The organism is Shinella sp. (assembly GCF_035998705.1).
Classification (GTDB): Bacteria; Pseudomonadota; Alphaproteobacteria; order Rhizobiales; family Rhizobiaceae; genus Shinella.
The window spans coordinates 154,853-167,818 of sequence record NZ_DASYHH010000022.1; the positions used below are offsets into that span (position 1 = coordinate 154,853).

Annotated in this window: 13 protein-coding genes; 5 read left to right on the forward strand and 8 right to left on the reverse strand. The window is 65.0% G+C overall.

The window, feature by feature from the left end; all coding sequences use genetic code 11:
- Positions 1-28 precede the first annotated feature (28 nt).
- A complete protein-coding gene (locus VGN93_RS17385) occupies positions 29-229 on the forward strand; it encodes a hypothetical protein (RefSeq protein ID WP_327508427.1) in 201 nt (66 codons plus the stop codon).
- Positions 226-495 (forward strand): hypothetical protein, encoded by a 270-nt coding sequence (locus VGN93_RS31255; protein WP_319324876.1) that lies wholly within the window; start codon positions 226-228, stop codon positions 493-495. The genes VGN93_RS17385 and VGN93_RS31255 overlap by 4 nt, the downstream gene beginning before the upstream one ends.
- Here VGN93_RS31255 and VGN93_RS17395 read toward each other — a convergent pair.
- Positions 492-2,135 carry an alpha-glucosidase family protein gene (locus VGN93_RS17395; protein ID WP_327508430.1) on the reverse strand — a complete coding sequence of 548 codons (1,644 nt, stop codon included), beginning with the start codon at positions 2,133-2,135 and terminating at the stop codon, positions 492-494. The two genes, VGN93_RS31255 and VGN93_RS17395, sit on opposite strands and share 4 nt — an antisense overlap.
- Before the next feature lie 150 nt (positions 2,136-2,285).
- Here VGN93_RS17395 and VGN93_RS17400 point away from each other — a divergent pair, with 150 nt between their 5' ends.
- Both VGN93_RS17400 and VGN93_RS17405 read left to right on the forward strand, forming a co-directional pair.
- Positions 2,286-3,290 carry an Ldh family oxidoreductase gene (locus tag VGN93_RS17400; protein WP_327508431.1) on the forward strand — a complete coding sequence of 335 codons (1,005 nt, stop codon included), beginning with the start codon at positions 2,286-2,288 and terminating at the stop codon, positions 3,288-3,290.
- Between the two features lie 16 nt (positions 3,291-3,306).
- Positions 3,307-4,221, forward strand: a complete 915-nt coding sequence (locus VGN93_RS17405; RefSeq protein WP_327508432.1) for a sugar kinase — start codon at positions 3,307-3,309, stop codon at positions 4,219-4,221.
- Positions 4,222-4,391: 170 nt separating this feature from the next.
- Here VGN93_RS17405 and der read toward each other — a convergent pair whose 3' ends face one another.
- The 3 genes from der to VGN93_RS17420 form a co-directional block, all read right to left on the reverse strand.
- A complete protein-coding gene (der, locus tag VGN93_RS17410; RefSeq protein ID WP_319324870.1) occupies positions 4,392-5,825 on the reverse strand; it encodes a ribosome biogenesis GTPase Der in 1,434 nt (477 codons plus the stop codon).
- Between the two features lie 36 nt (positions 5,826-5,861).
- A complete protein-coding gene (locus VGN93_RS17415) occupies positions 5,862-6,533 on the reverse strand; it encodes a tetratricopeptide repeat protein (RefSeq protein WP_327508433.1) in 672 nt (223 codons plus the stop codon).
- A gap of 91 nt (positions 6,534-6,624) precedes the next feature.
- The gene (locus VGN93_RS17420; protein ID WP_327508434.1) at positions 6,625-7,209 is read right to left on the reverse strand and encodes an NnrU family protein; all 585 of its coding nucleotides are present in this window, start codon (positions 7,207-7,209) and stop codon (positions 6,625-6,627) included.
- Between the two features lie 139 nt (positions 7,210-7,348).
- Between VGN93_RS17420 and VGN93_RS17425 the strand changes: the two genes are divergently transcribed.
- The gene (locus VGN93_RS17425) at positions 7,349-8,362 is read left to right on the forward strand and encodes a polysaccharide deacetylase (RefSeq protein WP_414714102.1); all 1,014 of its coding nucleotides are present in this window, start codon (positions 7,349-7,351) and stop codon (positions 8,360-8,362) included.
- 24 nt (positions 8,363-8,386) lie between these two features.
- On the opposite strand, the gene sbmA is transcribed toward VGN93_RS17425, so the two are convergent.
- The 4 genes from sbmA to VGN93_RS17445 form a co-directional block, all read right to left on the reverse strand.
- Positions 8,387-9,655 carry a peptide antibiotic transporter SbmA gene (gene sbmA / locus VGN93_RS17430; RefSeq protein ID WP_327508435.1) on the reverse strand — a complete coding sequence of 423 codons (1,269 nt, stop codon included), beginning with the start codon at positions 9,653-9,655 and terminating at the stop codon, positions 8,387-8,389.
- Positions 9,656-9,750: 95 nt separating this feature from the next.
- Positions 9,751-10,941 carry a YbfB/YjiJ family MFS transporter gene (locus VGN93_RS17435; protein ID WP_327508436.1) on the reverse strand — a complete coding sequence of 397 codons (1,191 nt, stop codon included), beginning with the start codon at positions 10,939-10,941 and terminating at the stop codon, positions 9,751-9,753.
- An 86-nt stretch (positions 10,942-11,027) separates the two neighbouring features.
- The gene (gene map / locus VGN93_RS17440) at positions 11,028-11,780 is read right to left on the reverse strand and encodes a type I methionyl aminopeptidase (RefSeq protein ID WP_319324864.1); all 753 of its coding nucleotides are present in this window, start codon (positions 11,778-11,780) and stop codon (positions 11,028-11,030) included.
- A 46-nt stretch (positions 11,781-11,826) separates the two neighbouring features.
- Positions 11,827-12,879, reverse strand: a complete 1,053-nt coding sequence (locus VGN93_RS17445) for an LLM class flavin-dependent oxidoreductase (RefSeq protein ID WP_327508437.1) — start codon at positions 12,877-12,879, stop codon at positions 11,827-11,829.
- Positions 12,880-12,966 lie beyond the last annotated feature (87 nt).

Sequence of the window (12,966 nt, forward strand, 5' to 3'; positions counted from 1 at the left end):
CGTACAATATGGACGATAGGAGCGCGACATGACGAAACTGGAGCAAATCGAGAAAAGCGTCTCTGAGCTAAGCTCGGATGAATTCGAGCGATTCTCGGCCTGGTTCGAGGCACTTCAGGCCGAACGCTGGGACCGGGACCTGGCGGAAGACGCCGCGAACGGGACCTTGGACGAACTCGCGGAGCTCGCCTTGTCGGAATTCCGCAGCAACCGGACGCGCCCGCTTTGAACCACCAAGCCACGAACGCGTTCTGGACGTGTTACGAGGCGCTGCCATCCCACATACGCGAACAAGCCGACAGGAATTTCGCTCTCCTCAAGGCGAATCCGGCTCATCCATCCTTGCAGCTCAAATCCGTCGGCCGCTTTTGGTCCGCACGCGTCGGTATCTCCTGGCGTGCGCTGGCCGTCAGGGATAGCGACACGGAGACGCTCGTCTGGTTCTGGATCGGCTCACATGCCGAGTACGACCGGCTCGTCGGGCGAAAACGCTAAATCCGCACACACGCCATATCCAGCCCATCCAGCTCGATCGTCCCGTCCTTCAGCTTCGCGCCAAACCCCGGCACCGGCAGCGGTTCGCCGAGCTTCAGCGACTTCGCCGGCACGAACTCTGCCTTTTCGTGCGTCAGGTTGAAGACGAAGAGCAGCTTTTCGCCGCCCTTCTCGCGGGTGAAGGCGAGGATGTCCTGGTTGGAATGGAGGAAGGACATGTCGCCGTCGTGCAGCGTCTCGTGTTCCCTGCGAAAGGCGAGCGTGGCACGGTAGTGGTTGAGCACGGAGCCGGAAACCTTTTCCTGCGCGTCGACGGACAGGCGCGAATGCTCCTCCGGGACCGGCAGCCAGGGTTTTCCCGTGCTGAAGCCGGAATGCGCCTCGCTGCGCTGCCAGGGCATCGGCGTGCGGCACCCGTCGCGGCCCTTGAAGGCCGGCCAGAAGCGGATGCCGTAGGGGTCGCGCAGGTCCTCGAAGGCGAGGTCGGCCTCGGTGAGGCCAAGCTCTTCGCCCTGGTAAAGGCAGATCGAGCCGCGCAACGTCGAAAGCAGGGTGATCGCCAGCTTGGCGACGCGTTCGCGCTCCTCCGGCGTCTTGATGAAGCGGCTGACATGGCGGTTGACGTCATGGTTGGAAAAGGCCCAGCAGACCCAGCCGTCGGTCACCGCCCGCTGAAAACCCTGCACGCATTTGCGCACGTGTTCCGCCGTGAAATCCGGCCCGAGCAGGTCGAACGTGTAGCACATGTTGAGCTTGTCGCCGCCGCTCGTATACTCGGCAACCGTCTTCAGCGACCGTGCGCCATCGCCCACTTCGCCGACCGTCATGCGGCCCTCATATTCATCGAGCAGCGTGCGAAAACGCCTGAGGAACTGGACATTCTCCGGCTGCGTCTTGTCGTGGCGGTGCGTCTGCATGCCATAGGGATTGACGTCGGGCGCATCGAGACCGACCCCGTCGGGATCGGGCTCATGGGGCGGGTTGTCGCGCAGCTTCTTGTCGTGGAAGTAGAAATTCACCGTGTCGAGACGGAAACCGTCCACGCCGCGGTCGAGCCAGAAGCGCACGGTTTTGAGCAGCGCGTCCTGCACATCCGGATTGTGGAAGTTGAGGTCCGGCTGCGACATGAGAAAATTGTGCATGTAATATTGCTTGCGCACCCCATCCCATTCCCAGCCCGGCCCGCCGAAGATCGACAGCCAGTTGTTGGGCGCCGTGCCGTCCGACTTGGGATCCGCCCAGACATACCAGTCGGACCTGGCATTCTTGCGGCTGGAGCGGCTTTCGACGAACCAGGGATGCTGGTCGGAGGTGTGCGAGATCACCTGGTCGATGATGACCTTGAGGCCGAGGCGGTGCGATTCGGCGAGCATGGCATCGAAATCGGCGAGCGTGCCGAACATCGGGTCGACATCGCAATAATCCGAGACGTCATAGCCCATATCCGCCATCGGCGACTTGAAGAACGGCGAAAGCCAGATCGCATCAACACCGAGCGAGGCGATGTGCCCGAGCCGCTGGGTGATGCCCCGAAGGTCCCCCATGCCGTCGCCGGTCGTGTCCTGAAACGAGCGGGGATAGACCTGGTAGATGACCGCGCCGCGCCACCAGTCGTCGGCCTTCTTACGGGGCTTTGCCATGCGTTCTCGCTCCGGTTTCCAATTGCGTTCAACAAGATGTAACGCGCGCGCCCTGGGGCGTAAACGGCACAACCCGCGATTTTTCGAAGGTTGACGAAGGGTGGATCGGTCGGGATGATGCCGGCGATTTCCAGAGAGAAGGCTGACCGCATGACCGATGACGTCACCCTTTCGAAGGCCGAAGCCATCGAGCTTGCCAAAACGGCGCTGATGCGCGTCGGCATGGTCGAGGCGGGGGCAAAAGCCCTTGCCGGCGCCACGGTGGAGGCCGAAATGGCCGGCAAGCCGTCAGTCGGCTTCGCCCACCTGACGGACTATCTCAGGAGCCTCGTCGACGGGCGGATCGTCGCGCGCGCCGAACCCCTCCTCACCTCGCCGGTGCCGGCCATCCTCAAGTGCGATGCGATGGGCGGCGTGGCGCAGCATGGTTTTTCCGTCGCGCAGGAGGAACTGGTGACGAAGGCGAAGGCGCTCGGCATCGCGATCTTCACCGTACACAACAGCTACACGACGGGCGAACTCGGCTGGTACGCCGCCCGGCTGGCGCAGGAAGGCCTCGTCGCCGTGGCCGCGACCAACGGGCCGCCGCTGCTCGCGGGGTCGGGCAGCCGCCTGCCGGTCTATTGCACCAATCCGCTCGCCTTCGCCGCCCCCCTTCCCGACGGCCGCTTCCTGCTGATCGACCAGGCCTCCAGCGCCACCGCCTTCGTAAAAATCCGCGAGGCGGCGGCGCGCGGCGAGGCCATTCCGGACGGCTGGGCGCTCGACCAGGACGGCGAGCCGACTACCGATCCCTTCGCGGCGATGCAAGGCGCGCTGCTGGCCTTCGGCGGAGAGCGCGGGGCCAATATCGCGCTGATGGTGGAAGTGCTCGCCGCCGGCCTCACCGGGGCGAACTGGTCGGTCGATGCGCCGGATTTCCAGGCAGGCGAGACCTCGCCCGGCGCCGGCCTCTTCGTGCTGGCGCTGGCGCCGCAGCTTCTTGCCGACGGTTTTTCCGCCCGCCTCGCGACGCATGTGGAGCGGCTTTCGAGCGAATACGGCGTGCATGTTCCCGGCATCGGCCGCGTAGAGCGGCAACGGCAGGCGGAAAGCACCGGCATCGTCTTGCCCCGCCAACTCTTTGACAGTATTTCCTCTTTCCGGCGGAATTAGCCGGGAGGATTTCGACATGGCGGGACGGCTGCTCTCGATCGGCGAGTGCATGGTGGAACTGATGCAGGCGGACGGCGGCCTGATGCGCAAGAGTTTCGCCGGCGACACCTTCAACACCGCCTATTATGCCCGCCGATACCTGCCGTCCGACTGGAGCGTCGACTATTTCTCCGCCGTCGGCACCGACATGATTTCAGACGAAATGCTCGCCTTCATGGCAGGCCACGGCATCGGCACCGGCCATGTCGCGCGCATCGAGGGCCGCTCGCCCGGCCTCTACATGATCCACCTGAAGGACGGCGAGCGCAGCTTCTCCTACTGGCGCTCCGTCTCTGCGGCAAAGCTGCTGGCGCGCGACGGCGACCGGCTGCGCGCCGCGATCGAGGCCTCCGACGTGGTCGTCTTCTCCGGCATCACGCTGGCGATCCTGCCGGCCGAGGATATCGAAACCCTGCTCGCCGAGCTTCGCCGCGGCAAGGCCGCCGGCAAGCACATCGTCTTCGACCCCAACATCCGCCCGCGCCTGTGGGACGACATGGAGCGCATGCGCGCGACCATCAGCGAGGGCGCGCGCGCCGCCACGCTCGTCATGCCGAGCCTCGACGACGAGACGACGCATTTCGGCGATGCCGGGCTGGAAGAGACGATCGGGCGCTACCGCGCGCTCGGCGTCGGAGAGATCGTCGTGAAGGACGGCGCCGAGGGCGCAACGCTGGTCTTCGACGGCGCGCGCAGCCACGCGCCCTCCGCAAAGGTCGAAAAAATCGTCGACACGACGAGCGCCGGCGACAGCTTCAACGGCGCCTTCCTCGCCCGGCTCGCAACGGGCGCAAGCCCGGACGACGCGGCCCGATTCGCCGCCGATGTCGCAGCCAGCGTCATCCAGCACCACGGCGCGCTGGTGACGAAGGACAAGCTGCCGGAAGGCTGAGCGCTATCGTTAGCCCCCCTCTGCCCTGCCGGGCATCTCCCCCTCAAGGGGGGAGATTGGATGGGGCAGACGTTTCGCCTGTCATTGGCGGTGCCATTTGAACGAGGTTCTTGCTTCCTGCCAATCTCCCCCCTTGAGGGGGAGATGCCCGGCAGGGCAGAGGGGGGTGCTCAGCGCCGCTTCTTCGCCTTGCTCGCGAACGGGTTGTCCGATGCCTTGAAGTGGATGCGGATCGGCACGCCGGGCAGGTTGAAGTCGTTGCGCAGGCCGTTCGTCAGGTAGCGGATATAGGATTCCGGCAGCGCATCGGGGCGCGTGCAGGAGATCATAAAGCCCGGCGGACGGGCCTTCACCTGCGTCATGTATTTCAGCTTCAGGCGGCGGCCGGAGACGGCCGGCGGCGGATGCTGGGTCTGCGTCACATCCAGCCAGCGGTTGAGCTTGGCGGTGGAGATGCGGCGGTTCCAGGTACGGTCCGTATCGATGACGGCCTGCATCAGCTTGTCGAGGCCGCGGCCGGTCTGGCCGGAGACCGGCACGGCGCGGATGCCGCGCGCCTGCGGCAGCAGCCGGTCGGTTTTCTCGCGCAGTTCCGCGAGCACGGCCTGCGGGTCGTCGATCAGGTCCCACTTGTTGAAGGCGAGCACGGCGGCGCGGCCCTCACGCAGCACGAAATCGACGATCTGCAAATCCTGCTTTTCGAAGGGGATCGTCGCATCGAACATGATGACCACGGTCTCGGCAAAGCGGATGGCGCGCAGGCCATCGGCGACGGAGAGCTTTTCCAGCTTCTCCTGCACGCGCGCCTTGCGCCGCATGCCGGCCGTGTCGAACATCTTGATCGTGCGGCCTTTCCAGTCCCACTCCACGGAAATCGAATCGCGCGTGATGCCGGCCTCCGGGCCGGTCAGCAGCCGGTCCTCGCCGAGGAAGCGGTTGATCAGCGTCGATTTTCCGGCATTCGGGCGACCGACGATGGCGACGCGCAGCGGCTTCGTCTCGTCATATTCCGGCTCGAAATCCTCATCCAGCTCCGCGCCTTCGGCAGCGGCTTCCGCACGCACGTCGACATCGGTTTCGGCCTCGTCGTCCTCGGGATAGGCGCGCTCCTCGCCGATCGCGGCGACGATCGCGTCGCGCAGGTCCAGCATGCCCTGGCCGTGTTCGGCGGAGATCGGCGTCGGCTCGCCGAGGCCGAGCGTGTAGGAATCGTAGAAGCCTCCGTCGGAACCGCGCGCTTCCGACTTGTTGGCGACGAGCACGACCGGCTTGCCCTTGCGGCGCAGCATGTCGGCGAGCGCGGTGTCGACGGGCGTCAGGCCCGTCTTGGCATCGACGACGAAGAGCGACAGGTCCGCCTCGTCGATCGCCGCTTCCGTTTGCGCCCGCATGCGGCCCTGCAACGTCTCGGGTGCCGCCTCTTCCAGGCCGGCGGTGTCGATGATGCGGAATTTCAGGTCGATGAGACGCGCATCGCCCGGCCGGCGGTCACGGGTGACGCCGGGCGTGTCGTCGACGAGCGCGAGCTTCTTGCCCACGAGCCTGTTGAACAGGGTGGACTTGCCGACATTGGGGCGTCCGACAATGGCGACCGTGAAGCTCATGACGTGTTCCGTTCAGGTGAACCGGCGAAGGCCGGTTTAGGAGGACAGCTTGCCGCTTGCGGCAATCAGGTCAAGCAGCATCTGCGCGCGGTTGGCGACGTTTCGCGGGCTTTCGCTGTCGGCGAGGATCGCGTCGAACCATTCCTTGGCGCGCGCATAGTCCTCGTGTTTGTAGGCGGAGAGGCCGAGAACCTCGCGGGCCGAGTGGCGCAGCGCGCTCTGCGGCGTGGCGAGCTGTTCGGCCTCGGCGGAAACCTGGTCGTATGTGCCGGTATCGACGAGCAGGTAGGCGGCGCGCAGGCGGGCTGCATCGCGCAGCACCTGCGGCACAGAAGTGTCCTTGGAAATCGCGGTGAAGGCGTTGACGGCGCCTGCGGCATCCGTCGTCGCCAGAAGCGAGGCGGAGCGCATGCGGGCGAGCACCGGATAGGAGCCAAAACCGTCCTTTTCCAGCGCGGTCAGCGCGGCAAGCGCTTCCTCGTTCTTGCCTTCGCGGGCCAGCGTCAGGGCGGCGAGGAAGCTGTCACCGGCGGCAGACGCCTCGCTGTCGCGCCAGTAGTCGTAGCTCACCTTGCCGATCGTGCCGAGAACGACCAGCACGGCGATGCCGATGAGGATACGACCAAAACGCCTCCAGACCAGACGCATCTGGTCGGAGCGGAGTTCATCGTTGACCTCGCGGATAAAGCTGTCGTCCTGATTTACCATTCCCTGCCCGGCTCTTGCTGACGATTGGAGTTTGCGCCTTCTACTCCATTTTGGCCGCAAAGTAAGGGGGCAGGCGCGAAAAGCCCCAGCATCAGGGCAAAGGCGAAACCTTGATCACCCAAAGGTGAAGCCAGAAGACGATGACGACGTAGAGTGCGAGGCCGACGACGACGGCAATCAGGTCGTTTTTCGCCGAGACGAAGACCGGCAGTTTCGTCTCGCCGGCGGCAATGCGCTTCTTCAGCGATATGCGCAGGATGACCGCCCAGGCGAGGATCGTCACGAAGAGCAGCACCGAATAGCTCTCGCCGTTCGCCAGGAGATGGGCGAGCGCCCAGATCTTGATGGCGACGAGGATCGGGAACTTCAGCTTCGTGCGGATATGGCCGGCCGGCAGGAAGCCGGCGACGAGACAGATCGAGGCGATCAGCATCAGCGTCAGCGCGATATGCGCCATGAAGGTCGGCGGAGAATAGAGCATCGCGCCGCCATTCGCCCGCGCCTCGACAAAGCCGTAGGCGATGAGGACGAGGCTTGCGAGCGACAGGATGCCGTGCAGCGCCATCCAGGCAGGCTTGCCGAGCGCCGCGATGCCGGCATTGCGCAGGCCGGGCGCGAAGGGGCGGATGAGATGGGTGACGATGAAGAGAACGAGACCGGCGATGAGCAACGTCATGGAAATGTCCCTGGAAAAAAGGCGGCACGGGGCCGATCCCGTCTGGAATAGCCGTCACGGCCGGACAATTCCAGCCCGATCAAAGGATTGCCGCATTCGGAAACCATGACAGACCCTTTGCAAATTGCCGCAGGTGCCCATGTCTTTCGCAATATCGTCCCGAATCCTCCCTTCCCTTCTCGCCGCCGGCCTCATCGCCGGTCCGGCGCTTGCCAAGGACGATGCGATCGGGACGCCCAAGCGCAAGCAGCTCGTTATCGTCTCCTTCGACGGCGCGCATGACAACCTGCTATGGGAGAAGAGCCGCGCCATGGCCAAACGCACCGGCGCGCATTTCACCTATTTCCTCTCCTGTACCTTCCTCTTCCCGAAGGACGAGCGCGCCAAATACCAGGCGCCGCATGAAAAACGCGGCCGCTCCAATGTCGGCTTCGCACCGGACCGCGAGGACACGATCCTGCGGCTTGGCGAAATCTGGCTGGCGAAGCTGGAAGGCCACGATATCGGCAGCCACGGTTGCGGCCATTTCGACGGCGGCAAGTGGAGCGCGGACGACTGGAAGGCCGAATTCGCCTTCTTCCACGAAGCGCTGAAGAACGGCTGGCAGAATGCCGGCGTCGGCGAGCGCGAGCCCGCGGACTGGCAGCGTTTCGTGAAAGAAGACATCAAGGGTTTTCGCGCGCCCTATCTTTCCGCCGGCAACGGACTGGTCAAGGCGCTGGAGGCCAATGGCTTCACCTACGACGCCAGCCTCGTCTCGAAGGGGCCGGCGATGCCGGTGGCAAGCGGCGCGATCGCCCGCTTCGCCCTGCCGCTCGTGCCCGAGGGCGACGCGCAACGCCCGGTCATCGCCATGGACTACAATCTCTATGTCCGCCATTCCAAGGGCAAGGAGAAGCCGGAGAAGAGCGCCGCCTTCGAGGACAGCGCGCTGAAGGCCTATCGCGACGCCTTCGCCAAACAATATGACGGCGACCGCATCCCCCTCCAGCTCGGCTTCCACTTCGTCGAGATGAATGCCGGCGCCTATTGGCGCGCACTCGACCGCTTCCTGACGGAGACCTGCGGAGAAAAGGACGTCGCCTGCGTCAGCTATGTCGAGGCGATGGACATTCTCGCAAAAGAAAAGAAGGCGACTGGCGCCGCCCTCTAAGTCTCTTGTCCATGCACACACCGATCAGGCGGGCTCGGCGTCTTCTTCCGTCTGGCGCGCCAGGTAACGCTGATCGATCTCCGGCAGCGGCTTGTCGTCGATCGCCGCCTCGAAGGCCTTCAGACGTTTGTGGATCGACAGCAGCTCGACGATCGTCGACCAGTAGTTCACGAGGTACTGGAAGGAGTTGCTGACCTCGCCGAAGGCGGTGGCGATCTGCTGCCAGGTGCCCATGGTGATGCGGCCGGCCACGATGGTCGGGATCAGGATGAAGTTCAGGAAGATCGCGTCGAGCTGGCCATAACCGAAACGCGCCACGTTGAAGTAGCAGTAGTGCCAGTACATGCGGAAATAGTTGCGCCGTACGTTGGAGAAGAGCTCGCGCACGCTGACGGGATCGGCACGGTCCGCATGGTCCTCGCCATAGACCAGTTCCTTACGATAGGCCGCCTCGACGCGCTGGTTGCGGAACTGGAGGCCCGGCAGCTTGATGCCGGCGACAGCCAAGAGCACCGTGCCGAACAGCGACCAGGCGATCGCCAGCCAGAACAGCGAATGCGGCACGGCGCCGATCAAAGGCAGGTCGCCGACGAATTCCGACATACGGAACAGCAGCGGCAGGAACACCACCAGCGTCATGATCGAGTTGATGAAGGTGACGCCCAGCCCTTCGAGAATGTTGGCAAAGCGCATCGTGTCTTCCTGCACACGCTGCGAGGCGCCTTCGATGTGGCGCAGCTTCGGCCACATGGACATGTAGTAGTCGTTCATGGCGGTGCGCCAGCGGAAGACATAGTGGTTGGTGAAGAACGCCGTGATCACGTTGAGCGCGACGCCGACCATGCCGATTTCCAGGAAGCGCAGCTGCAACGAGAAGAGCTGCTCGGCCGTGACGTTGCCCTGTTTCGACAGCGCGCCCTGGAACAGGTCGAAGAACGGCCCACGCCAGTTGTTCAGCGCCACCGATACCTGAACGGAGAAGTAGGCGATGAAGATGATGAAGGCGGAGCCCCAGATCGACCAGTTCGTCCAGGGATGGTCGCGCGCGATCACCTTCCAGGCGAGGCCGAAGATCAGCACGAAGATCGTGAAGTAGAGGTAGAACCAGAGGTTATCCGGCGAAACGAAATAGGCGAGGCCGATCGCGGCCTTCTCGTTCGGGGCGAGCGGCGGCAGGCCGATCGCGGCGCCGATTTGCGGCCCCACCGTGTACCAGACGGCGATACACACGGCGGCCCAGAGGATGCCGGAGGTAAAGAACAACTTCGGCTGCGGGAAGAAGGAGTGGAACAAGGTGCGAAACTCTCGTTTGCATAGGGCGGCAGCGCCGCCGGTTCGCGCAGAACCTAGAGGAGTTTGCGCATCGCAACAATCGTTCGCGGCTTGTATTACCGAGATTTAATGGAAAGCGCTCCACCGGCGATCGTAATCGCGGCGGCCAGCAGCAGCGTGCCGGCGGCAGCAAGGCTCGGCAGCACGTAGCTTCCCGTACGCGCCGCGAGAAAGCCTGCGCCGAGCGGCCCGAGGATCTGCCCCACCCCGAACGCCGCCGTCATCAGCGCCAGCACGCGGCGCGGGCTTTCGCTGGCGAGAACCCGGCCGAGCTGCAAGCCGTAAGCCGTGATGACGATAAAGGTGAGGCCCAGCAGCGCGCCGCCGATGAGCGCCGAGGCGGGAAAGGGCAGCGTGACCGTGACCGCGACGCCCACCATCTCGACGAGGAGCGCCGCGAGATAGGCTCTCGCAACGCCGTAGCGCCGCTCCATCGGCTTCCAGGCCACCACGGAAATCGCCGCGCAGGCGCCGGTGACGAGCCAGGTGAGGCATTCGAGCAGCGGGCTTTGCGCCCCTTCCCGCGCGATGGCGACGATGAAGGTGGCCGTCACCACATAGCCGATGCCGAACAGTCCATAGCTCACCGTCAGCGCCACCATCGGCCGGGTCCAGACGATCGGCGGTTCGCGCACCGCCGACGCACTGCCCGCCGGGCGCGGCAGCAGCATCATGACGACGGCAAGGCCGATGGCACCGAGCACGGCGCCGGCAAGCCAGTCGACGCGCCAAGGCGCAATCGTGGAGACATGAACGAGGGACAGCAGGTAGACGAGCACCGCCGACACCGCGATGCCGATGCCGACACCGGAAAAATGCGCCATCTGTACGCGCGGATCCCGGTGCGCGAGGCCGACGGAAAGCACGATGCCGGTGGTGAAGATCAAGGCGAAGGCGCTGGCGAGCCCCGCAAGGAAACGCACGACGGAGAGTGCCGCAACGCCGGAAAGGAGGCTCGTGGCGAGGAGCAGCAGAACCGTCGCGACAAGCGAGCCGAGCGCCAGGCGCCGCTCGAGGCCGGCCGCCCACCCATAGGCGGCGAGCACCGCGCCGAGCAGGTAACCCGCAAAATTCGCCGCCGCAATGATGCCGGCGTCGGCGGCGTTGAGCCCGAGACCGGCCATCATGCCGGGCAGCACGGGCGTATAGAAGAACCGGCCGAGCCCCATGGCGACGGCCATGGCCAGCGCCCCGGCAATGGCCGCCCGGACGGGCTCGCGCGACAGGGAGGGAAGGTGTTGCATCATGCCGCGACCTTCGCACTGCAACATGAGACCGGCAAACGACAATTATTGATCGACGGATCAGCGCCGGTGAAGGCTTGATGGACAGCTTAACCCGGCAGGGTCACGACGATCGGCCCGCTGCGGGTGGCGACGACCGTGTGCTCGAACTGCACCGTCGGCGCGCGCGGATCGCTGTAGAGCGTCCACTCGTCCTTCGTGCCGCTTTCCGCCCAGTTGGCGCCGAGCGACAGGAACGGCTCGACCGTGAAGACGAGACCGTCCGTCATGCGGCGCTTTTCCTGCGGATCGGGCCAGGTGGCGATTTCCGTCGGTTCCTCGTGCAGCGAGCGGCCGACGCCGTGGCTCGCGAGGTTTGCGATCAGCGTGTAGCGGTTCTTGCGCGCGAACTGGCCGATGGCCTTGCCGACTTCGGCCAGCGGCTTGCCGGCCTTGACCTCCTTGAGGCCGACCCAGAGCGCACGCTTGCCATCGCGGCAGAGGCGCTCCACGGCCGGCGTCGAACGCCCGACGGTGAAGGAGGCGCCCGTATCGGCAAAATAGCCGTCGAGCTCGGCGGAGACGTCGATATTGACGAGGTCGCCTTCCCTGATCACCCGGTCGCCCGGAATGCCGTGCGCCACCTCTTCGTTGATGCTGATGCAGGTGGCGCCCGGAAACTTGTAGCAGCTCTCCGGTGCCGAAACTGCACCCGCCGCCTCCAGCATGCGCCGGCCGATCAGGTCCAGCTCGGCCGTCGTCATGCCCGGCTGGATGGAGGTCGACATGTGCTGGAGCACATTGGCGCAAATCCGCCCGATCGCCTTCAGGCCGTTGAGGTCTTCATCATTTTCCAGGGTCATCGCATCTCTCTTTCGCGGGCGGTCTTATCACGCCTGCGAACCCTTGTCAGGCCGAAGCGGCCGCCGGCGCCTCCGCCAGCATCTCGCGCACCAGCGGCGCGACCTTCGTGCCGTAAAGCTCGATGCCGCGCATGATCTTGTCATGCGGCATCGGGCCGATCGCCATCTGGAGCAGAAAGCGGTCGTTCTTGAAAATCCGCTGATGCGCCGCGATCTTCCTCGCCACCGTCTCCGGATCGCCGAGGAAAAGGTGCCCCGTCGGGCCGGTCGACTGGTCGAACTGCGCCCGGCTCGTCGGCCCCCAGCCGCGTTCGCGGCCGATGCGGTTCATCACTTCCGCCTGCGGCCCGTAGAAGGCATCGGCCGCCGCTTCCGTCGTGTCGGCAATGAAGCCGTGCACGTTGATGCTGGTCTTCAGCTTCGCCTCGTCCTGCCCGGCGCGACGCGCGGCCTCGCGGTAGAGATCGAAAAGCGGCGCATACCGCGACGGCGTGCCGCCGATGATGGCAAGCGCCAGCGGCAGGCCATAGGCGCCCGCGCGCGCCACCGATTGCGGCGTGCCGCCGACGGCGATCCAGATCGGCAGCCTGCCATGCGCCGGGCGCGGATAGACGCCGAGCCCCGGCAGCGGCGGCCGCATCGTGCCGTTCCACGAGACCTTTTCGCTCTCGTTCAACGCCAGCAGCAAGTCCAGCTTCTCCTCGAAGAGCTTGTCGTAATCGTCGAGCGCATAACCGAAGAGCGGGAAGGATTCGATGAAGGAGCCGCGCCCCGCCATGATCTCCGCCCGGCCGCCCGAGATAAGGTCGACGGTCGAATATTGCTGGAACACCCGCACCGGATCGTCCGACGACAGCACCGTCACCGCGCTCGTCAGCCGGATGTTCTTTGTCCGCGCCGCCGCTGCCGCCAGCACCACGGCGGGTGCGGACGCCGCATAATCCGGCCGGTGATGTTCGCCCAGCCCGAAGACATCGAGCCCGACCTGATCGGCAAGCTCGATCTCTTCCAAAAGGTTCTTCAGCCGCCGCTCCCCTTCCCGCCCCTTGTCGGCAGCATTGGGATCGACGTCGGCAAATGTGTAGAGGCCAAGTTCCATGGGATGTTCCGGACAAGAGGGATCTGACCGGACATATGTCCCGCGGCGGCGGTTTGAAAGGGCGGATGGGGAAACAGTGTGTTTACC

Excerpts from the sequence above, each read along its gene's own strand:
- VGN93_RS17385 (WP_327508427.1), top strand. The coding sequence starts at position 29 with ATGACGAAACTGGAGCAAATCGAGAAAAGCGTCTCTGAGCTAAGCTCG.
- VGN93_RS17395 (WP_327508430.1), bottom strand. The coding sequence starts at position 2,135 with ATGGCAAAGCCCCGTAAGAAGGCCGACGACTGGTGGCGCGGCGCGGTC.
- VGN93_RS17400 (WP_327508431.1), top strand. The coding sequence starts at position 2,286 with ATGACCGATGACGTCACCCTTTCGAAGGCCGAAGCCATCGAGCTTGCC.
- VGN93_RS17405 (WP_327508432.1), top strand. The coding sequence starts at position 3,307 with ATGGCGGGACGGCTGCTCTCGATCGGCGAGTGCATGGTGGAACTGATG.
- der (WP_319324870.1), bottom strand. The coding sequence starts at position 5,825 with ATGAGCTTCACGGTCGCCATTGTCGGACGCCCCAATGTCGGCAAGTCC.
- VGN93_RS17415 (WP_327508433.1), bottom strand. The coding sequence starts at position 6,533 with ATGGTAAATCAGGACGACAGCTTTATCCGCGAGGTCAACGATGAACTC.
- VGN93_RS17420 (WP_327508434.1), bottom strand. The coding sequence starts at position 7,209 with ATGACGTTGCTCATCGCCGGTCTCGTTCTCTTCATCGTCACCCATCTC.
- VGN93_RS17425 (WP_414714102.1), top strand. The coding sequence starts at position 7,349 with ATGTCTTTCGCAATATCGTCCCGAATCCTCCCTTCCCTTCTCGCCGCC.
- VGN93_RS17435 (WP_327508436.1), bottom strand. The coding sequence starts at position 10,941 with ATGATGCAACACCTTCCCTCCCTGTCGCGCGAGCCCGTCCGGGCGGCC.
- map (WP_319324864.1), bottom strand. The coding sequence starts at position 11,780 with ATGACCCTGGAAAATGATGAAGACCTCAACGGCCTGAAGGCGATCGGG.
- VGN93_RS17445 (WP_327508437.1), bottom strand. The coding sequence starts at position 12,879 with ATGGAACTTGGCCTCTACACATTTGCCGACGTCGATCCCAATGCTGCC.